Here is an 18,151-nt window from a genome sequence, read left to right on the forward strand (position 1 = left end):
GCCTGGCCGAACGGATGTGTGGTGAGGTGAAGCTCAGAGGCGAAAGGGCCTCAGGTCACTTGGCCTTCTCGAGGACCTCGACGAGGCGCCAGCGCTTGGTGGCCGACAGCGGACGGGTCTCCATGATGAGGACCCGGTCGCCGATGCCGCACTCGTTGGTCTCGTCGTGCGCCTTCAGACGCGAGGTCCTGCGCATGACCTTGCCGTAGAGCGCGTGCTTCACGCGGTCCTCGACCGTGACGACGATGGTCTTGTCCATCTTGTCGCTCACGACCAGGCCCTCGCGGATCTTGCGCTGGTTGCGCTTGTCGTCCTGGCTGGTCTCAGTGGTGTCGCTCATGCGCTGGCCTCTTCAGTGTTGGTGCTTCCCGGGGTGCTGCGGATACCGAGCTCGCGCTCACGCACCACGGTGTAGATCCGGGCGATGTCCTTCTTGACCGTACGGAGACGACCGTGGCTCTCCAGCTGGCCGGTGGCCGCCTGGAAGCGGAGGTTGAACAGCTCCTCCTTGGCCTCGCGGAGCTTCGACTCGAGGTCGACAGCGTTGAGCTCGTCGAGCTCGAAGGCATTCAGCTTGTTGCTCATCAGAATTCACCTGCCTCGCGGGAAATGAACCGGCACTTCATGGGGAGCTTGTGCATCGCGCGGCGCATGGCCTCGCGAGCGGTCTCCTCGTCGACACCGGAAAGTTCGAACATGACGCGGCCGGGCTTGACGTTGGCCACCCACCACTCGGGCGAACCCTTACCGGAACCCATGCGGGTCTCGGCAGGCTTCTTGGTCAGCGGGCGGTCCGGGTAGATGTTGATCCAGACCTTTCCGCCTCGCTTGATGTGGCGGGTCATGGCGATACGGGCCGACTCGATCTGTCGGTTGGTCACGTAGTGACCATCGATCGCCTGGATGCCGAAGTCACCGAAGGCGAGCTTCGTGCCGCCCTTGGCCGCACCGGTCCGCTTGGGGTGGTGCTGCTTGCGGTGCTTGACGCGACGGGGCATCAACATGGTGCTCAGCCCTCCTGTCCGGTGGAAGCGACTGCGGCCTCGCCCGACGTCACGGCCGGAGCCTCGGTCGCCGCGGGAGCAGCAGCCTCGGCGGGCGCGTCGGAGCGAGCCGGTCGGTCGGTGCGGGTGCCACGGCTCGGGCGCTCGCCACCACGGGTGGGACGGCCGCCTGCGCCGCCTGCGCCACCGCGACCCGGAGCACCGGCGCGAGCAGCAGCCTGCGCCTGGCGCTCGGCACGCGTGCCGGCAACCTCACCCTTGTAGATCCAGACCTTCACGCCGATGCGGCCGAAGGTGGTCTTGGCCTCGTAGAAGCCGTAGTCGATGTCGGCACGCAGCGTGTGCAGCGGAACGCGACCCTCGCGGTAGAACTCGGTGCGCGACATCTCGGCGCCGTTGAGACGACCCGAGCACTGGATCCGGATGCCCTTGGCACCCGAGCGCATCGAGGTCTGCATGGCCTTCTTCATCGCACGACGGAACTGCACGCGACCGGAGAGCTGCTCGGCAACTCCCTGGGCGACGAGCTGGGCGTCGATCTCGGGGTTCTTGACCTCGAGGATGTTCAGCTGGACCTGCTTGCCGGTCAGCTTCTCGAGCTCGCCGCGGATGCGGTCGGCCTCGGCGCCACGGCGACCGATGACGATGCCCGGACGCGCGGTGTGGATGTCCACCCGCACGCGGTCACGGGTGCGCTCGATCTCCACCTTCGAGATGCCGGCGCGCTCCATGCCCTTGGACAGCAGGCGACGGATCGCGACGTCCTCACCGACGTAGGACTTGTAGAGCTTGTCGGCGTACCAACGGCTCTTGTGGTCGGTCGAGATGCCCAGGCGGAACCCATTCGGGTTGATCTTCTGGCCCATCAGGCACCCCTTCCGTTCTTCTTCGCGGCAGCGACGTCGGCCGGCTGCACGACGAGCGTGATGTGGCTGGTGCGCTTGTTGATGCGAGTCGCACGACCCTGGGCACGCGGACGCCAACGCTTCATCGTCGGGCCCTCGTCGACCATCGCGACGGAGACGACGAGGTCGGCCTTGGACAGGCCCTCGGTGGTCTCCGCGTTGGCGATGGCGCTCTCCAGCACCTTGTAGACGGTCTCCGAGGCGGCCTGCGGCGCGAACTGCAGCAGCGACAGGGCCTCGTCGACGGGAAGGCCGCGGACCATGTCGACGACACGGCGAGCCTTCATGGGGGTGATGCGCACGTAACGGGCGCACGCGTAGGAACCCGGCTGGTCACCCAGCAGAGTCACGCGGCGGGCGCTGGTGCGCTGGCGCTCGGTGACGCTCATCGACGCTTTCCCTTCCGGTCTTCCTTGACGTGCCCCTTGTAGGTGCGCGTCGGGGCGAACTCGCCCAGCTTGTGGCCGACCATCGAGTCGGTGACAAACACGGGGACGTGCTTGCGACCGTCGTGTACGGCGATGGTGTGACCGATCATGTCGGGCACGATCATCGACCGACGCGACCAGGTCTTGATGACGTTGTGGGTGCCCTTGTCGTTCTCGGCGTCCACCTTCTTCTGAAGGTGGTCGTCGATGAAGGGGCCCTTCTTCAGGCTGCGAGGCATAGCTGTTACTTCCTACCCTTGCCGGACTTGCGACGACGGATGATCTGGGAGTCGGAGGCCTTGCTCTTGCGAGTGCGGCCTTCCTTCTGGCCCCAGGGCGACACCGGGTGACGACCACCGGACGTCTTGCCCTCACCACCACCGTGCGGGTGGTCGACCGGGTTCATGACGACACCGCGGACGGTCGGGCGAACGCCCTTCCAGCGCATGCGGCCGGCCTTGCCCCAGTTGATGTTGGACTGCTCGGCGTTGCCGACCTCGCCGACCGTCGCGCGGCAGCGCACGTCGACGAAGCGCATCTCGCCCGAAGGCATGCGCAGCGTGGCGCGGCTACCCTCGCGGGCCACCAGCTGGGCGGAGTTGCCGGCCGAGCGGGCGATCTTGGCGCCGCCGCCCGGACGAAGCTCCACACAGTGGATGGTGGTACCGACCGGGATGTTGCGCAGCGGCAGGTTGTTGCCGGGCTTGATGTCGGCGTTGGGGCCGGACTCGACGGGCGTGCCCTGCTCGAGGCCCTTGGGCGCCACGATGTAGCGCTTCTCGCCGTCGACGTAGTGCAAGAGCGCGATGCGCGCCGTGCGGTTGGGGTCGTACTCGATGTGAGCGACCTTGGCGGGCACGCCGTCCTTGTCGTAGCGACGGAAGTCGATGATGCGGTAGGCGCGCTTGTGACCGCCACCCTTGTGCCGGGTGGTGATGCGGCCCTGGTTGTTGCGGCCGCCGTTCTTGGGCAGCGGACGCGTCAGCGACTTCTCGGGCGTGGTCCGAGTGATCTCGACGAAGTCGGCCACCGAGGAGCCACGACGGCCCGGGGTGGTCGGCTTGTACTTGCGGATAGCCATATCAGTTCCTATTCAGCAGTCCGGTCAGGAGACCGGACCTCCGAAGATGTCGATGCGGTGACCCTCAGCGAGGCTGACGATGGCGCGCTTGGTGTTGGCACGCTTGCCGAGGCCGGTGCGCGTACGACGCGTCTTGCCCTGGCGATTGATCGTGTTGACCGACGTCACCTTGACGTTGAACACCTTCTCGACCGCGATCTTGATCTCGGTCTTGTTGGCGTCGGGGCGCACGATGAACGTGTACTTGTTGGCGTCGAGGAGGCTGTAGCTCTTCTCGGAGACGACCGGCGCGATCAGGATGTCGCGGTGGTCCTTGTGCAGGGTGCTCACTTGTCGTCCTCCTCGTGGCTCTGCTCGATCGATGCCTTGGTACCGGCCTCGACGAAGCCAGCAGCCTCAGCGTCAGCAGCGGTCTTGAACCAGACCTCCGCGACCGTGGCGTCATACCAACGGCCACCGGGGGCGTGGAACTTCATCGAGTCCTTGTTGCCCTTGATCTCGTAGCCCTCGGGGGCTTCGCCCTCGGGGCCGGGCTTGGCGCCACCCTTGACGTCGGCGTCCTCGACAGCGGCGAAGGACGCGACCGCGGGAGCCGCGGTCTCGGTCGCCTCGGTCTTGGCAGCCTTGGCGGGCTTGGCAGCCTTGGCCGGCTTCGTCTCGGCAGGCGCGTCGACGACGACGAACTTGCGCGAGCTGGCCTTGGCGGCCGCGCCGCTCACGAAGGCCTCGTAGGAGCCCGTGGTGAACACGACGTCGTCGCTGGCGAGCACGTCGTAGGTGTTGAGCTGGTCAACCGCCACGATGTGCACCTGGGGGGCGTTGCGGAGCGAGAGCCAGGTGACGGCGTCGCTGCGCTCGAGGACCACCAGGAAGCGGACGCGGTCACTCAGAGCGGTGAGCGCGGCCAGGGCGACCTTGGTGGAGGGCTTGTCCGCGGAGATGAGTCCGTCGACGACGTGGATGCGGTCGTTGCGGGCCCGGTCGGAGAGGGCACCGCGCAGGGCGGCGGCCTTCATCTTCTTGGGGGTCCGCTCGCTGTAGTCGCGCGGCTTGGGGCCGTGCACGATGCCACCGCCGGCGAACTGCGGAGCGCGGGTCGAGCCCTGACGGGCGCGGCCGGTGCCCTTCTGCTTGTAGGGCTTGCGTCCACCACCGCGGACCTCGCCGCGACGCTTGGTGGAGTGCGTGCCCTGGCGTGCAGCAGCCTGCTGGGCGACGACGACCTGGTGGATCAACGGAACGTTGACCTCGACATCGAAGATCTCGGCCGGGAAGTCGACCTTGACAGTCTTGGTAGCCATGCTCAGGCCTCCTTGCCGGAAACGGGGCTGGACTTGGCGGCCGAGCGGAGGACCACGAGACCACCCTTGGGGCCGGGAACGGCGCCCTTGACCATGATCAGGCCCTTCTCGGCGTCGACAGCGTGCACCGTGATGTTCTGCGTGGTGACCGTGTCGCTACCCATGCGACCAGCCATGCGCGTGCCCTTGAAGACACGACCCGGCGTGGCGCAGGCACCGATGGAACCGGGCTTGCGGTGGTTGCGGTGGGCACCGTGCGAGGCACCGACACCGTGGAAGCCGTGACGCTTCATGACACCCGCGAAGCCCTTGCCCTTGCTGGTGCCGGTCACGTCGATCTCGTCGCCGGCAGCGAACAGCTCGGGGCTGAGCTCCTGGCCGATGGAGTAGGAGGCGGCGTCAGCGGTGCGGATCTCGACCAGGTGGCGACGGGGGGTGACCCCGGCCTTGGCGAAGTGTCCGGCGTCGGGCTGGTTGACCTTGCGTGCCTCGATCTCGCCGAAGCCGACCTGGATGGCGTTGTAGCCATCGATCTCGGGCTGGCGGATCTGGGTCACGACGTTGGTCGAAGCCGCGATCACGGTGACGGGGACGACCTGGTTGTTCTCGTCCCAGAACTGGGTCATGCCGAGCTTGGTGCCCAGCAGGCCCTTCACATTGCGTTCCAAAGTACTCATATCAGACCTCAGAGCTTGATCTCGATGTCGACACCGGCAGGCAGGTCGAGGCGCATGAGCGAGTCGACGGTCTTCGGCGTGGGGTCGATGATGTCGATGAGGCGCTTGTGGGTGCGCATCTCGAAGTGCTCGCGGGAGTCCTTGTACTTGTGGGGCGAGCGGATGACGCAGAACACGTTCTTCTCGGTCGGCAGCGGCACGGGGCCGGCGACCTTGGCACCCGTGCGGGTGACAGTGTCCACGATCTTGCGCGCCGAGGTGTCGATCACCTCGTGGTCATAGGCCTTGAGCCTGATGCGGATCTTCTGTCCCGCCATAGGTCCTTCGTCCTTATCGATCTCGTACGCCCCGCTGGGGTCGTACCGCGTTCTGGTCTGGTTCACGACACGTCCTCGGGTGAGTCCGTACCGCCCGTGCATCCGCCCCCACCACCGACCCCCGCGGTCGGGCGTGTCGCGGGTATTTCTGCGACACGAGACCTGGATCTCGATGTGTTGTGTGGGGGACACCCGACGGGTTCGTCGGGCTGATCGGGTCTCCTACTCGTCCATCTGGTGAGGTGCGGGGCACGCAACAAACTCAATCGATCTTCGGAGACGCGATTCAGAAGTCAAGTGCTGCCACACTCCGCCAGCCACGTGTAAGCGACTCGCCGGAGCAACCGGACTATCTTGGCAGACATCGGGGCACGCACCAAATCGGTTCGGCAGGCACTGCCCGTGAGCACTCCGGCCGGCGGGAAATCGGCCTCCCTAGCCCAGCGACGGGCCGACCGACGCCGGGGACGACCTGACAGGATTGCGTCGCCGTCGACCACCAGGGGGAACTCATGTCGGAGCATCAGCCGCCACCGCCGGGGTGGTCACCGCCTCCCGTGGGGCCCGCGACGCAGCCCTACTCCTCCACCCCCGCGTCCTGGTCGCCCGCTCCCCCGCTCCGGGCGGCGCACAAGCCGGGCGCGATCCCGCTGCGCCCGCTGTCGCTCGGCGACATGTATGACGCGGCGTTCAAGATCATCCGGTTCAACCCGCGGGCCACCGTGGGGTCGGCGATCCTCGTGGCCGCTGTCGCGATGACCATCCCGCTGCTCGCGACGGCTGCGCTGGGCGCGGCCCTGGACCTGTCGATGGCCGACGGGGCCTTCACGACCTCCGATGACCCGGCCTCGATGAGCGGCGAGGACATCGCCGGCTTCATGGGCGTCCTGGGCTCGCTGGCCGTCGGCGGCGTGCTGCAGGGCATCGGGCTGATCCTGGTCGGCGGCATGATCGCGCACGTCGTCGCCGCGGCCGCGACCGGTCACAAGCTCTCGCTCGGGCAGGCCTGGGCCGCCACCCGCGGCAAGCGGTGGCGGTTGATCGGCCTGACCCTCCTGCTCGGCCTCGCGACGACCCTGATCATCACCCTCTACGTCCTGAGCTGGGTCGTGGTGGCCATGACGGCCAGCGGCTGGCAGGTCCCGGTGGTCTACGGCGTGCTCAGCGTGCCCGTGTTCCTCGCGTTCCTGTTCTGGTTCTGGGTGCGCGTCTACTACTTGCCCGTCCCCGCGCTGATGCTCGAGCCGATCGGGGTCCTCGATGCCCTCGGCCGCGGCTTCCGGCTCACCCGCGGCGCCTTCTGGCGGACCTTCGGCATCGCGCTGCTCACGTTCGTCGTCGCCCAGCTCGCCGGCACCATGCTGACCGCGCCGATCAGCCTGCTCAGCCAGGGAGTGCTGCTCGGCGGCCTGCCCGGCGAGGCCGGCGTGTTCTTGTTCGTCCTCGGCCAGGCCGTCGCGTCGGTGGTCACCGCGGCCTTCGTCGCGCCCTTCACCACCTCGGTGGCGACGCTGCAGTACGTCGACCTCCGGATGCGCGCCGAGGCGTTCGACGTGGTGCTGATGCAGCGCTCGGGGATCACCCGATCGTGACGTGGCGGCCGCCTCCCGAGCCACCCCTCGTCCCGACACCGGAGCAGGGGCGTGACCTGCTGCGCCGCGAGCTCGTCGACCCCGACTACCACCAGGACGACGTGATGCAGCGGCTGCTCGACTGGCTGGGCCGTCGACTGACGGACGTCCTGGACGCCGCCTCCGCGGTCCCGCCGCTCTCGGCCTTCGCGGCGATGGCGGTCGGGCTGCTGCTCGTGCTCGCCCTGATCTGGCTGGCGACACGCGCCCGCACCGCGCCCCGGGGTCGGCCTGTCGCCGCCGACCTGCTGCCCGACGCCTCCGTGAGCGCGGCACAGTGGCGGGCCCGGGCCGAGCAGGCGCTCGCCGAGGACCGTCCCTCGGACGCACTGGTCGACGGCTTCCGCGCGATGGTCGCCCGCCAGGTCGAGCGCGGCCGCCTGGACGCCTCCCCCGGGACCACGGCCCACGAGGTGACGCAGGTGCTGCGGTCGGCGTACCCCTCCCAAGCTGCGGAGATGGTCGAGGGCGCACGGCTCTTCGACCTCGTGCTGTACGGCGACCGCGACGCCACGCAGGAGCAGGCCACGTTCGTCCTGGCGCTCGACGACGAGCTGGCGGGCAGCCGATGAGGGACTGGTTCGAGCGCAACCGGTCGCTGCTGGTGATCGGCCTGGGGACCCTCGCTGCGCTGGTCGTCGCCGTGGCCCTCAGCACCGGCCCGCGCACGGCTGCCGACCACGACCCCGAGAACCCCGGGTCGCGCGGCGCCCGAGCGCTGGCGCAGGTGCTCGCCGACGAGGGCGTCGAGGTGGAGATCGTGCGCTCGGCCGCTGCCCTCGAGGAGCAGCCGCTCGGCCCGGGCACCACCGTCGTCGTCTCCTCGCCGGACAACCTCGGCCGCAGCACGGCCGACCGACTGCTCGACGTCGCAGGCGCCAGCACCACGGTCGTGGTCGGGGCGGCACCGGGAGCCGTGGAGGCACTCGGCGTCGATGCCACCACCACCTCAGGACCGCTCGACGGGCCCCAGCCCGGCGCGTGCACGGACACCGGTCTCGGCGACCTGTCGGAGCTGAGCATCGCGGTGGACTCGACGGCCAGCTATGCCACGACCGCTGGCTGCTTCCCCGGCGACTCGGGGTGGGCGCTCGCGTCGGCTGGGGACGGCCTGGTGCTGCTGGGGGCGGCAGGCATCGTGGAGAACGACCAGGTCCTGCGCGCCGACAACGCAGCCGTCGCGCTGCGACTCCTCGGCCAGCACCCGCGTGTCGTCTGGTACGTCCCGAGCCTCGACGACCTCGTGGGCGACGACGGCGTCTCGATCCGCTCGTTGCTGCCGGCCTGGCTGGTCCCCGCCGTGTGGCTGCTCGGCCTGGTGGTGCTCTCGGTCATCTGGTGGCGCGGGCGCAGGCTCGGTGCCCTGGCGGTCGAGCCGCTCCCCGTCACCGTGCGCTCGCTCGAGACCACCGACGCCCGCGGCCGGCTCTACCGCTCGGCGTCGGCGCGCGGGCACGCTGCCGACGTGCTGCGCCGGACCGCGCGTGACGACCTGTCCACCCACCTGCGACTGCCCACCACCGCGACCGGGGAGCTGGTGCGCGACGTCGCCCTGCGCCTCGACCGGCCAGTGGGCGAGATCGACGCCCTGATCGGCGACCGGGCGAACCCGCCCGCGACCGACGACGAACTCATCCGCCTGGCCACCGCGTTGGCCGAGCTCGACAGAGAGGTACGCCGCACATGACCAGTCCCCACGAGGCCGCCCGCGAACGACTTGCCGCAGTCCGCACCGAGGTCGCCAAGGCGGTCGTGGGCCAGGACGCCGCGGTGTCCGGCCTGCTCGTCGCCCTGCTCTGCGGCGGCCACGTGCTGATGGAGGGTGTGCCAGGGGTGGCCAAGACGCTGCTCGTGCGCACCCTCGCCGGTTCGCTCGACGTGGAGACGCGCCGGGTGCAGTTCACCCCCGACCTGATGCCCGGCGACATCACCGGCTCGATGGTGATCGACGGCCGGGCCGGTGAGCTCTCCTTCCGGGAGGGGCCGCTGTTCACGCACCTGCTCCTCGCCGACGAGATCAACCGGACGCCACCCAAGACGCAGTCGGCGTTGCTGGAGGCGATGGAGGAGGGCCAGGTCTCGGTCGACGGGGTCTCGCGACCCCTGCCGCGACCGTTCCTGGTCGCGGCGACCCAGAACCCGGTCGAGTACGAGGGCACCTACCCGCTGCCCGAGGCACAGCTCGACCGCTTCCTGCTCAAGATCGTGCTGCCCATCCCCGAGCGGGACGCCGAGCTGGAGATCCTCACCCGGCACGCTGCCGGCTTCGACCCGCGCGACGTGGCGGCAGCCGGGGTCCGCGCCGTCGCCGGGCCGGCGGACATCGAGGCGGGGCAGGCCGCCGTACGCACCGTGCAGGTGTCGCCGGAGGTGACCGGCTACATCGTCGACATCGCCCGGGCCACCCGGGAGTCACCGTCCTTGTCGCTCGGGGTCTCCCCGCGGGGCGCGACCGCACTCATGCGCACCTCGCGTGCCTGGGCGTGGCTGACCGGGCGCGACTTCGCGACTCCCGACGACGTCAAGGCGCTCGCGCACGCCACGCTGGTCCACCGCCTCGGGCTGCGCCCCGAGGCCGAGCTCGAGGGGGTCGACGTGGCCGCCGTCCTGACCTCGGCCCTCAACTCGGTCCCGGTCCCCCGCTGAGCCGATGGTCATCACCGGACGCGTCCCCCTGCTGCTCGCCCTCGGGCTGGTGCCCGTCGTGCTGCGCCCTGCCATGGGCACGGTCTGGGGCTGGCTGCTGCTGGTCGCCCTGGTGACGCTCGTCGACCGGTGGCTGGCCGTCCCGCCCGCGACGCTCTCCCTGCGCCGCGACGAGATCGGGACCGTCCGCCTCGGCGACGACGCCGCGTCCAGGATCACGCTCGCCAACCCCGGCCGCCGGACCGTCCAGGCGCTGGTCCGCGACGGCTGGCAGCCCACCGCGGGCGCCACCGGCAACCGGCACCGGGTCCGGCTGGGTGCCGGCGACTCCACCGTGGTCACCACCGGGCTGCGTCCGCGCCGCCGTGGCGACCTGCGGGCCGTCGGGGTGACGGTGCGGATCCCCGGGCCGCTCGGACTGGCGGCACGACAGGCCACCCTCGAGGTGCCCGGCACGGTCCGCTCCCTGCCTCCGTTCGAGTCGCGCAAGCACCTGCCGTCGCGCCTGGCACGCCTGCGCGAGCTCGACGGCCGCTCGGCGGTGCGCATCCGGGGCGCCGGCACCGAGTTCGACTCGCTGCGCGAATACGTCCGCGGCGACGACGTACGCTCCATCGACTGGCGAGCAACCGCCCGCAACCGCAACGTCGTGGTGCGCACCTGGCAGCCCGAGCGCGACCGCCGCGTCGTCATCGTGCTGGACACCTCGCGCGTCTCGGCCGCGCGGGTCGGCGACGTGCCCCGTCTCGACTCGGCCATGGACGCGGCGCTCCTGCTGGCCGCCCTCGCGGCGCGCGCCGGTGACCGGATCGACTTCCTGGCCGGCGACCGGCAGGTGCGGGCCCGGGTGCGGGCCGCCGGGGCCCGCGACATCGCCGCCACCCTGCAGGACACCATGGCCGACCTCGAGCCGGTCATCGCCGAGGCCGACTGGGCCGCCCTCGCCGGCGCGGTCAACCACCTCGGGCGCCAGCGCGCGCTCGTCGTCCTCCTGACGCCACTCGAACCCTCATCGGTGATCGAGAGCCTGCTGCCGGTGCTGCCCGCACTCCTCAAGCACCACCGCGTCGTCGTCGGGTCCGTGCAGGACCCGGCGCTCACTGCGCTGCGGGACCGGCACGACTCCCTCAGCGACGTGTACGGCGCTGCCGCGGCCGCCCAGGTCCTGCACCAGCGCCACCGGGCCGGCGAGATCCTGCGCGCGCTCGGCGTCGACGTGGTGGACGCCGGGGCCGAGGCACTGCCCCCGGCGCTGGCCGACCACTACCTCGCACTGAAGGCCCGCGGACTGCTCTGACTCACGCCTGCGTCGCGACCCGGTCCTCGAGCAGGCTGGCGTCGATGTCGCCGGTGTGGCCACGGGTGACGGCGCCACGGCCCACGACGAAGACGTAGGCGAAGAACGCGAGCTCGGCCACGATGCCGATCCCGACCCGCGCCTCGGTGGGCAGGCCCGAGGGCGTCACGAACGCCTCGATGATCCCGCTGATGAACAGCACCACGACGAGCCCGAGGGCGATGGTCCCCGCGGTGCGTCCCTCGCGGGCCATCGACTGGGTGCGCGTGCGGTCGCCGGGGGCGATCCACGACCAGAACAGGCGCAGCCCGGCTCCCCCGGCCACGAAGACGGCCGTCAGCTCGAGCAGGCCGTGCGGGCTGATCAGTCCCCAGAAGTGGCCGGCGTGGTCATGGCGGGTCATGATCGAACCGATGATCGCCAGGTTGGCGACGTTCTGGAACAGCAGGTAGATCACCGGCGCACCCAGGACGCCGAGGGCGATGCACAGCGCCGCGACCCACGCGTTGTTGACCCACACCTGGGCGGCGAAGTGCGAGGCGGCGTACTCGCTGTAGTAGTTCTCGAAGTCGTGCCGGACCAGCTGGTCGATCTCCGCGGGCGAGAGCAGGCTCTGCTCGACCGCGGGGTGCTGGAGCAGCCACCACATCATCACGGCGGTCACCACGACGTTGCCCGCCAGCGTCGCCAGCCACCACCACCGCAGCCGGTAGAGCGCTGCCGGGAACCGGTCGGTGAAGAAGCCCGCGACGCTGCGCCACGTGGTGGAGCGGGTGCCGACGGTGCGCAGCCGGGCCTTGGCCAGGATCGAGGAGAGATAGGCGATCAGCGCAGCGTCGGGGGCAGAGGTGCGCACGACCGAGAGGTGGGTGGCCACACGCTGGTAGAGGTCGACGAGCTCGTCGTTCTGGGCGCCGTCGAGGCGGCGCTGCGAGGTGAGCTCCTCGAGCCGCAGCCAGTGGGCACGGTGCGCCAGCACGTACGCGTCGAGGTCCACGCGGCCAGCCTATGCTGGCGGCGATGTCCGCCTCCGGTCCTGCCTTCGCCAGCATCACCGCCGATGACCACGTCACCGGCGAGGCCGTCGCGCTCGACCTGCCGCCGGCCAGTCTCGGCTCACGCATCGGGAGCGGGCTGATCGACGTCGTCGTCACGGTGCTGCTGCTGATCGCGACGATCGTCGTGCTCGGGATCGCCGTCCTGCAGACCGATGCCGCGCTCGCCCACGTCGCGATGATCGCCACCATGGTCACGGTCTTCCTCGTCGTCCCGACCACCGTCGAGACGCTCACCCGCGGCCGCTCGCTCGGCAAGCTCGTGTGCGGCCTGCGCACGGTGCGCGACGACGCCGGCCCGATCTCCTTCCAGCACGCCTTCGTGCGCGCGCTCGTCGGCTTCGTCGAGATCTACGCCTTCACCGGCGCCCCCGCGTTCTCCTCCGCCCTGCTCTCGGCGAAGGGCAAGCGGCTCGGCGACCACGCCGCCGGCACCTACGTCGTCCGCGAACGCGTGCGCCTCGACCTGGCGCCGCCGGCCCTGATGCCGCCCCACTTGGCGGCGTGGGCCCGGTCGGCGGACCTGGCGTCCCTCCCGACGGGGCTCGCGCTCGCGGTGCGCCAGTTCCTCGGCCGCGCCGCCACCCTCGATCCCGCCACGAGGCACGACCTGGGTTCGAGGCTTGCGGCCGAGCTGTCGCCGTACGTCGCTCCGCAGCCGCCTCCCGGCACCGACCCGCACGACTTCCTGGCCGCGGTCATCGCCGCACGCCGCGAGCGCGACACCGCCCGGCTGACCCGCGAGGCCGCGGTGCGCGCGCGGCTCGTGGGCGAGTGAGGACTCAGCCGATCCGCGTGTAGGCCAGGTCGGCGATGTCGCGGTGCTTGTCGAGGCCCTTGCGCTCGAAGCGGGTGATCGGGCGCTCGGCCCAGCGCTCGACCCGGCCACCCTCGAGCAGCGGCTCGGCGTCGAGCACCTCGACCATCTGCTCGGCGTAGTCGGCCCAGTCGGTGGCCAGGCGCCACACCCCGCCCGGGCGCAGCCGGCTCGCCAGCGTCGCGGCGTTGGTCGGCGTGACGAGACGGCGCTTGTGGTGCCGGGTCTTGTGCCACGGGTCGGGGAAGAACGTCCAGAGCTCGCTGAGGCTGTCGGGCGCGATGAGGTGCTCGAGCGACCAGACCGCATCGACGCCCAGGAAGCGGACGTTGTCCGCGCCGGCCTCCGCCACGCGCCAGAGCGAGTCGGCGATGCCCGGCACCCAGACCTCGAACGCGAGGATGTTGGCCTCGGGCCTCGACGCCGCCAGGGCGGCGGTGGCCTCGCCGATGCCGGAGCCGATCTCCACGATCAGCGGCGCCTCCCGACCCCACCAGCCCATGAGATCGAAGTCGGGCCTGTCCACCGCCTCGTCGGGGATCACCCAGTCGGCCTGGTGGGCGGCCCAGCCCTCGGCCTGCTGCGGGGTGAAGCGGCTGCCACGGCGTGAGTAGGTCAGCACCTCCTGCATCCGGCGACCGTCCTCGGTCAGCTTGTGGTGGGGGCGCGGGGGGCGGGCAACGTTCACGGGCACAGTGTCTCAGCCCTCGTGTGAGACTTCGCTGCGTGTACGCCGCAGCGATCACCTGGGCCCGGTCCCACCTCGACCACGACGTCACCGAGGTGGTGCCGCTCCTGGGCGGCCGGACCTCGGCGATGCTCGCGCTGCACGACCGGACGGGCCGGGCCTCGGTCCTCAGGCTGATCACCCAGGAGCCGTGGCGCTCGCACGGTCACGACCTGGTGACGCGCGAGTCCGTCACCCAACGCACCCTGGCAGCCACCGACATCCCGGCGCCGCTCAGCCTCGCGACCGACCCGACCGGCGAGGCGACCGGGCACCCGGCGCACCTGATGTCCCTCGTGCCGGGCACGTCCGACGAGGCCCGCTTCGACGAGGCTTCCCTCGCGGCCGTTGCCGCGCTGCTGGCGTCGATCCACGGAGTCGTCACAGCTCCGGCGCCTCGCGACTTCCAGTCCTGGGCGTGGCCGGCGAAGTGGGTCGTCCCGCCCTGGGCGTCTCGTCCCGCTCTGTGGCGCGCCGCGTTCGACCTGCTCGCCACGGAGCCACCCGCCTTCGAGCCGACCTTCCTTCACCGCGACTTCGGGCCGCACAACCTGCTGTGGGCCGACGACACCATCACCGGGATCGTCGACTGGGTCGAGACGTCGACCGGCCCGGCCTGGCTGGACGTGGCGCACTGCTCCAGCAACCTCGCGCTGCGGCACGGGTCACCGGCCGGGGAACGGTTCGCGGCGGCGTACACGCAGGTGACCGGGGTCGAGCGCGAGCCCTACTGGGACGTCATGGACATCGTCGGCTTCCTGCCGCCACCCGGTGGCACGATCATGTTCGACGACCCGGCGCAGCTCGCGCGGCTCGAGGAGCACCTGGCCTGGGCGCTGGGCTGAAATGCCACGAGGCCCCACTCCCGAAGGAATGGGGCCTCGCAGCTGAATCAGTCGCTCGTCAGGGACGAGCAGCGATCACTTGGTGATCTTGGTGACGCGGCCGGCGCCGACCGTGCGGCCACCCTCGCGGATGGCGAAGCGCAGACCCTCGTCCATCGCGATGGGCTGGATGAGCTCGACCGACATCTCGGTGTTGTCACCCGGCATGACCATCTCGGTGCCCTCGGGCAGGGTCACAACACCGGTCACGTCAGTCGTACGGAAGTAGAACTGGGGACGGTAGTTGTTGAAGAACGGCGTGTGACGGCCGCCCTCGTCCTTGCTGAGGATGTAGACGTTCGCCTCGAAGTTGGTGTGAGGCGTGGTGGTGCCCGGCTTGATGACGACCATGCCGCGCTCGATGTCCTCGCGCTTGGTGCCACGGAGCAGGAGACCGACGTTCTCGCCAGCCTGGCCCTCGTCGAGGAGCTTGCGGAACATCTCGACACCGGTGACGGTGCTCTTCTGGGCGGTGTCGCGGATGCCGATGATCTCGACCTCCTCGTTCACCTTGACGATGCCGCGCTCGATGCGACCGGTGATGACGGTGCCACGACCGGTGATCGTGAAGACGTCCTCGACGGGCATGAGGAACGGCTTGTCCGTCTCACGAGCCGGGGTCGGGATGGACTCGTCCACCGCGGCCATGAGCTCGAGGACCGACTGGCCCCACTTCTCGTCACCCATGAGGGCGGGGTGAGCAGCAACGCGCACGACGGGGATGTTGTCGCCGTCGAACTCGTACTCGGAGAGGAGCTCGCGCACCTCCATCTCGACGAGCTCGATGAGCTCCTCGTCGTCGACCATGTCGCACTTGTTGAGCGCCACGACCAGGGCCGGCACGCCGACCTGGCGGGCGAGCAGCACGTGCTCACGCGTCTGCGGCATGGGACCGTCGGTGGCGGCAACCACGAGGATCGCGCCGTCCATCTGGGCCGCACCGGTGATCATGTTCTTGATGTAGTCGGCGTGACCAGGGCAGTCGACGTGCGCGTAGTGGCGCGACTCGGTCTGGTACTCGACGTGCGCGATCGAGATGGTGATACCGCGCTGACGCTCTTCGGGCGCCTTGTCGATCTGGTCGAACGCCGACGCCTCGTTGAGGGTCGGGTACGCGTCGTGCAGCACCTTGGTGATTGCTGCGGTCAACGTCGTCTTGCCATGGTCGATGTGACCGATGGTGCCGATGTTGACGTGCGGCTTGGTCCGCTCGAACTTCGCCTTAGCCACTGGGGCTCCTCCTGGTTGGGTTTGTACTGAATTCGTGGGTGGTGGAACTGGTGCTGCTGGGGCTGCCTTGTCGACGGCCCGGGGCGACTACTCGCCGCGGACCTTCTTGACGATCTCTTCGGCGATGTTCGTGGGAACCTCGGCGTACGAGTCGAACTCCATGGAGTACGACGCCTGGCCGGAGGTCTTCGACCTCAGGTCGCCAACGTACCCGAACATCTCTGAGAGCGGCACAAGGGCGTTGACGACCATGTCGCCGTGACGCTCCTCCTGGGCCTGGATCTGGCCGCGGCGCGAGTTGATGTCACCGATGACCGTGCCGAGGAAGCTCTCGGGGGTGGTCACCTCGACGGCGAACATCGGCTCGAGCAGGACCGGCTTGGCCCGGCGGGCGGCCTCCTTGAAGGCCTGGTTGCCGGCGATCTTGAACGCGAGCTCCGAGGAGTCGACGTCGTGGTAGGCACCGTCGGTGAGCGTGAACTTCACGTCCACCATCGGGTAGCCGGCGAGCACGCCGAACTCCATGGCGTCCTGGCCACCGTGGTCGACCGAGGGGATGTACTCCTTCGGGATGCGACCACCGCTGACGGCGTTGACGAACTCGTAGCCCGCACCGGTGCCGGTCTCGGGGTCGATGTTCGGCTCGAGGTCGATGACGACCTTGGCGAACTGACCCGAACCACCGGTCTGCTTCTTGTGGGTGTAGGAGTGCTTCTCGACCTTGTTGCGGATGGTCTCGCGGTAGGCGACCTGCGGCTTGCCGACGGTGGCCTCGACGCGGAACTCGCGCTTCATGCGGTCGACAAGGATCTCCAGGTGGAGCTCGCCCATGCCGGCGATGATGGTCTGACCGGTCTCTTCGTCGGCCTTGACCGTGAAGGTGGGGTCCTCGTCGGACAGCCGCTGGATCGCGGTGCCGAGCTTCTCCTGGTCGGACTTGGTCTTCGGCTCGATGGCGACCTCGATCACCGGGGCCGGGAACGTCATCGACTCGAGGACGACCTGGTTCTGGGGGTCACACAGGGTGTGGCCGGTCTTGGTGTCCTTGAGGCCCATGACGGCCACGATCTGGCCGGCGCCGACCGACGCGATCTCCTCACGCTTGTTGGCGTGCATCTGGTAGACCTTGCCGATCCGCTCCTTGCGGCCGTTGACCGAGTTGATCACGGTCGAGCCGGCCTCGAGCTTGCCGGAGTAGACGCGGACGTAGATCAGCTTGCCGAGGTGCGGGTCGGTCGCGATCTTGTAGGCGAGGCCGGAGAACGGCTCGTCGTCGGACGGCTGGCGAACGATGACCTCGCTCTCGTCCTTGACCGAGTGACCCTGGATGCCGTCGATGTCGAGCGGCGAGGGCAGGAACTTCACGACGGCGTCGAGCAGGGGCTGGACGCCCTTGTTCTTGAACGCGGTGCCGCACAGGACCGGGTTGAGCTTGTCGGCGAGGGTGGCGCGACGGATCGCGGCCTCCAGCTCCTCGACGGAGAACTCGCCCTCGTCCAGGAACTTCTCCATGATCTCGTCGTCGGCCTCGGCCAGCGTCTCGAGGAGCTTCTCGCGGTACTCGGCAGCCTGCTCGGCGAGCTCGGCCGGGATCTCCTCGACCTCGTAGTCCTCACCCATCGTGGTCTCGCCACGCCAGGTCAGGGCACGCATGCCGATGAGGTCGACGACACCGAGGAACTCGGACTCCGCACCGATCGGCAGCTGCAGCACGAGCGGGGTGGAGTTGAGGCGCTCGACCATCATGTCGACGCAGCGGAAGAAGTCGGCACCGGTGCGGTCGAGCTTGTTGACGAAGCACATGCGGGGGACGGAGTACTTGTTGGCCTGGCGCCACACCGTCATCGTCTGCGGCTCGACACCGGCGACACCGTCGAAGACCGCCACGGCGCCGTCGAGGACGCGCAGCGAGCGCTCGACCTCGGCGGTGAAGTCCACGTGGCCGGGGGTGTCGATGATGTTGATCTGGTGGTTCTTCCACCAGCACGTCGTCGCAGCAGAGGTGATCGTGATGCCACGCTCCTGCTCCTGCTCCATCCAGTCCATCGTGGCTGCGCCGTCGTGGACCTCACCGATCTTGTAGCTGATGCCGGTGTAGAAGAGGATGCGCTCGGTGGTGGTGGTCTTGCCGGCGTCGATGTGCGCCATGAT

The 18,151-nt window shown here is 69.6% G+C and carries 22 protein-coding genes; 7 read left to right on the plus strand and 15 right to left on the minus strand.

Going from position 1 to position 18,151, the window contains the following annotated elements; genetic code table 11:
* Nucleotides 1–55: 55 nt before the first annotated feature.
* Genes rpsQ through rpsJ form a run of 11 tightly spaced genes read right to left on the minus strand, consistent with a single transcriptional unit; the run spans nt 56 to nt 5,713 of the window.
* Complete coding sequence (gene rpsQ, locus C9J87_RS13065) at nt 56–340, minus strand: 30S ribosomal protein S17 (RefSeq protein WP_010831717.1); 285 nt, start codon at nt 338–340, stop codon at nt 56–58.
* Nucleotides 337–585 (minus strand): 50S ribosomal protein L29, encoded by a 249-nt coding sequence (rpmC, locus tag C9J87_RS13070; protein WP_010831716.1) that lies wholly within the window; start codon nt 583–585, stop codon nt 337–339. Before rpmC ends, rpsQ begins: the two co-directional genes overlap by 4 nt.
* On the minus strand, nt 585–1,004 hold the full coding sequence (gene rplP / locus C9J87_RS13075) for a 50S ribosomal protein L16 (protein ID WP_036490063.1): 420 nt from the start codon (nt 1,002–1,004) through the stop codon (nt 585–587). Before rplP ends, rpmC begins: the two co-directional genes overlap by 1 nt.
* A 5-nt stretch (nt 1,005–1,009) precedes the next feature.
* A complete protein-coding gene (gene rpsC / locus C9J87_RS13080; RefSeq protein WP_010831714.1) occupies nt 1,010–1,870 on the minus strand; it encodes a 30S ribosomal protein S3 in 861 nt (286 codons plus the stop codon).
* Nucleotides 1,870–2,298, minus strand: coding sequence for a 50S ribosomal protein L22 (gene rplV / locus C9J87_RS13085; protein WP_010831713.1), 429 nt, complete (start codon nt 2,296–2,298; stop codon nt 1,870–1,872). The genes rpsC and rplV overlap by 1 nt, the downstream gene beginning before the upstream one ends.
* Nucleotides 2,295–2,576 carry a 30S ribosomal protein S19 gene (gene rpsS / locus C9J87_RS13090; protein ID WP_010831712.1) on the minus strand — a complete coding sequence of 94 codons (282 nt, stop codon included), beginning with the start codon at nt 2,574–2,576 and terminating at the stop codon, nt 2,295–2,297. The genes rplV and rpsS overlap by 4 nt, the downstream gene beginning before the upstream one ends.
* A 5-nt stretch (nt 2,577–2,581) precedes the next feature.
* Entirely contained in the window at nt 2,582–3,418 is an 837-nt protein-coding gene (gene rplB, locus C9J87_RS13095) for a 50S ribosomal protein L2 (protein ID WP_010831711.1), read from the minus strand.
* A 24-nt stretch (nt 3,419–3,442) separates the two neighbouring features.
* On the minus strand, nt 3,443–3,748 hold the full coding sequence (gene rplW / locus C9J87_RS13100) for a 50S ribosomal protein L23 (protein WP_010831710.1): 306 nt from the start codon (nt 3,746–3,748) through the stop codon (nt 3,443–3,445).
* A complete protein-coding gene (rplD, locus tag C9J87_RS13105; protein WP_010831709.1) occupies nt 3,745–4,719 on the minus strand; it encodes a 50S ribosomal protein L4, sunset domain variant in 975 nt (324 codons plus the stop codon). The genes rplW and rplD overlap by 4 nt, the downstream gene beginning before the upstream one ends.
* Nucleotides 4,720–4,721: 2 nt before the next feature.
* Nucleotides 4,722–5,396 carry a 50S ribosomal protein L3 gene (gene rplC, locus C9J87_RS13110; RefSeq protein WP_036490061.1) on the minus strand — a complete coding sequence of 225 codons (675 nt, stop codon included), beginning with the start codon at nt 5,394–5,396 and terminating at the stop codon, nt 4,722–4,724.
* 8 nt (nt 5,397–5,404) lie between these two features.
* On the minus strand, nt 5,405–5,713 hold the full coding sequence (gene rpsJ / locus C9J87_RS13115) for a 30S ribosomal protein S10 (protein ID WP_007078637.1): 309 nt from the start codon (nt 5,711–5,713) through the stop codon (nt 5,405–5,407).
* A 512-nt stretch (nt 5,714–6,225) separates the two neighbouring features.
* On the opposite strand from rpsJ, the gene C9J87_RS13120 reads away from it, so the two are divergent.
* The 5 genes from C9J87_RS13120 to C9J87_RS13140 are packed head-to-tail and all read left to right on the plus strand — an operon-like array spanning nt 6,226 to nt 11,287.
* On the plus strand, nt 6,226–7,305 hold the full coding sequence (locus tag C9J87_RS13120; protein ID WP_157953195.1) for a hypothetical protein: 1,080 nt from the start codon (nt 6,226–6,228) through the stop codon (nt 7,303–7,305).
* Entirely contained in the window at nt 7,302–7,916 is a 615-nt protein-coding gene (locus tag C9J87_RS13125) for a DUF4129 domain-containing protein (RefSeq protein ID WP_010831706.1), read from the plus strand. Before C9J87_RS13120 ends, C9J87_RS13125 begins: the two co-directional genes overlap by 4 nt.
* Nucleotides 7,913–9,031, plus strand: coding sequence for a DUF4350 domain-containing protein (locus C9J87_RS13130; protein WP_010831705.1), 1,119 nt, complete (start codon nt 7,913–7,915; stop codon nt 9,029–9,031). Before C9J87_RS13125 ends, C9J87_RS13130 begins: the two co-directional genes overlap by 4 nt.
* Nucleotides 9,028–9,990, plus strand: coding sequence for an AAA family ATPase (locus tag C9J87_RS13135; RefSeq protein ID WP_107705733.1), 963 nt, complete (start codon nt 9,028–9,030; stop codon nt 9,988–9,990). Before C9J87_RS13130 ends, C9J87_RS13135 begins: the two co-directional genes overlap by 4 nt.
* A 4-nt stretch (nt 9,991–9,994) precedes the next feature.
* On the plus strand, nt 9,995–11,287 hold the full coding sequence (locus tag C9J87_RS13140; protein WP_107705734.1) for a DUF58 domain-containing protein: 1,293 nt from the start codon (nt 9,995–9,997) through the stop codon (nt 11,285–11,287).
* A 1-nt stretch (nt 11,288) separates the two neighbouring features.
* On the opposite strand, the gene C9J87_RS13145 is transcribed toward C9J87_RS13140, so the two are convergent.
* The gene (locus tag C9J87_RS13145) at nt 11,289–12,284 is read right to left on the minus strand and encodes a stage II sporulation protein M (RefSeq protein ID WP_107705735.1); all 996 of its coding nucleotides are present in this window, start codon (nt 12,282–12,284) and stop codon (nt 11,289–11,291) included.
* A gap of 23 nt (nt 12,285–12,307) precedes the next feature.
* On the opposite strand from C9J87_RS13145, the gene C9J87_RS13150 reads away from it, so the two are divergent.
* Complete coding sequence (locus C9J87_RS13150; protein ID WP_051204359.1) at nt 12,308–13,120, plus strand: RDD family protein; 813 nt, start codon at nt 12,308–12,310, stop codon at nt 13,118–13,120.
* Between the two features lie 4 nt (nt 13,121–13,124).
* Here the strand turns inward: C9J87_RS13150 and trmB are convergent, their stop codons facing one another.
* A complete protein-coding gene (gene trmB / locus C9J87_RS13155; RefSeq protein WP_036490057.1) occupies nt 13,125–13,847 on the minus strand; it encodes a tRNA (guanosine(46)-N7)-methyltransferase TrmB in 723 nt (240 codons plus the stop codon).
* A 38-nt stretch (nt 13,848–13,885) separates the two neighbouring features.
* Here trmB and C9J87_RS13160 point away from each other — a divergent pair, with 38 nt between their 5' ends.
* A complete protein-coding gene (locus C9J87_RS13160; RefSeq protein ID WP_010831699.1) occupies nt 13,886–14,731 on the plus strand; it encodes a phosphotransferase family protein in 846 nt (281 codons plus the stop codon).
* 75 nt (nt 14,732–14,806) lie between these two features.
* On the opposite strand, the gene tuf is transcribed toward C9J87_RS13160, so the two are convergent.
* Together tuf and fusA are read right to left on the minus strand one after the other, a co-directional pair.
* Nucleotides 14,807–16,000, minus strand: a complete 1,194-nt coding sequence (gene tuf / locus C9J87_RS13165; RefSeq protein WP_010831698.1) for an elongation factor Tu — start codon at nt 15,998–16,000, stop codon at nt 14,807–14,809.
* 87 nt (nt 16,001–16,087) lie between these two features.
* Entirely contained in the window at nt 16,088–18,148 is a 2,061-nt protein-coding gene (gene fusA / locus C9J87_RS13170; RefSeq protein WP_010831697.1) for an elongation factor G, read from the minus strand.
* Nucleotides 18,149–18,151 lie beyond the last annotated feature (3 nt).

The organism is Nocardioides allogilvus, assembly GCF_003047285.1.
Lineage (GTDB): Bacteria > Actinomycetota > Actinomycetes > Propionibacteriales > Nocardioidaceae > Nocardioides > Nocardioides allogilvus.

What these genes read in the sequence shown, in the direction of transcription:
- rpsQ (WP_010831717.1), bottom strand. Translation starts at nt 340, where the DNA reads ATGAGCGACACCACTGAGACCAGCCAGGACGACAAGCGCAACCAGCGC.
- rpmC (WP_010831716.1), bottom strand. Translation starts at nt 585, where the DNA reads ATGAGCAACAAGCTGAATGCCTTCGAGCTCGACGAGCTCAACGCTGTC.
- rplP (WP_036490063.1), bottom strand. Translation starts at nt 1,004, where the DNA reads ATGTTGATGCCCCGTCGCGTCAAGCACCGCAAGCAGCACCACCCCAAG.
- rpsC (WP_010831714.1), bottom strand. Translation starts at nt 1,870, where the DNA reads ATGGGCCAGAAGATCAACCCGAATGGGTTCCGCCTGGGCATCTCGACC.
- rplV (WP_010831713.1), bottom strand. Translation starts at nt 2,298, where the DNA reads ATGAGCGTCACCGAGCGCCAGCGCACCAGCGCCCGCCGCGTGACTCTG.
- rpsS (WP_010831712.1), bottom strand. Translation starts at nt 2,576, where the DNA reads ATGCCTCGCAGCCTGAAGAAGGGCCCCTTCATCGACGACCACCTTCAG.
- rplB (WP_010831711.1), bottom strand. Translation starts at nt 3,418, where the DNA reads ATGGCTATCCGCAAGTACAAGCCGACCACCCCGGGCCGTCGTGGCTCC.
- rplD (WP_010831709.1), bottom strand. Translation starts at nt 4,719, where the DNA reads ATGGCTACCAAGACTGTCAAGGTCGACTTCCCGGCCGAGATCTTCGAT.
- rplC (WP_036490061.1), bottom strand. Translation starts at nt 5,396, where the DNA reads ATGAGTACTTTGGAACGCAATGTGAAGGGCCTGCTGGGCACCAAGCTC.
- rpsJ (WP_007078637.1), bottom strand. Translation starts at nt 5,713, where the DNA reads ATGGCGGGACAGAAGATCCGCATCAGGCTCAAGGCCTATGACCACGAG.
- C9J87_RS13120 (WP_157953195.1), top strand. Translation starts at nt 6,226, where the DNA reads ATGTCGGAGCATCAGCCGCCACCGCCGGGGTGGTCACCGCCTCCCGTG.
- C9J87_RS13130 (WP_010831705.1), top strand. Translation starts at nt 7,913, where the DNA reads ATGAGGGACTGGTTCGAGCGCAACCGGTCGCTGCTGGTGATCGGCCTG.
- C9J87_RS13135 (WP_107705733.1), top strand. Translation starts at nt 9,028, where the DNA reads ATGACCAGTCCCCACGAGGCCGCCCGCGAACGACTTGCCGCAGTCCGC.
- C9J87_RS13140 (WP_107705734.1), top strand. Translation starts at nt 9,995, where the DNA reads ATGGTCATCACCGGACGCGTCCCCCTGCTGCTCGCCCTCGGGCTGGTG.
- C9J87_RS13150 (WP_051204359.1), top strand. Translation starts at nt 12,308, where the DNA reads ATGTCCGCCTCCGGTCCTGCCTTCGCCAGCATCACCGCCGATGACCAC.
- fusA (WP_010831697.1), bottom strand. Translation starts at nt 18,148, where the DNA reads ATGGCGCACATCGACGCCGGCAAGACCACCACCACCGAGCGCATCCTC.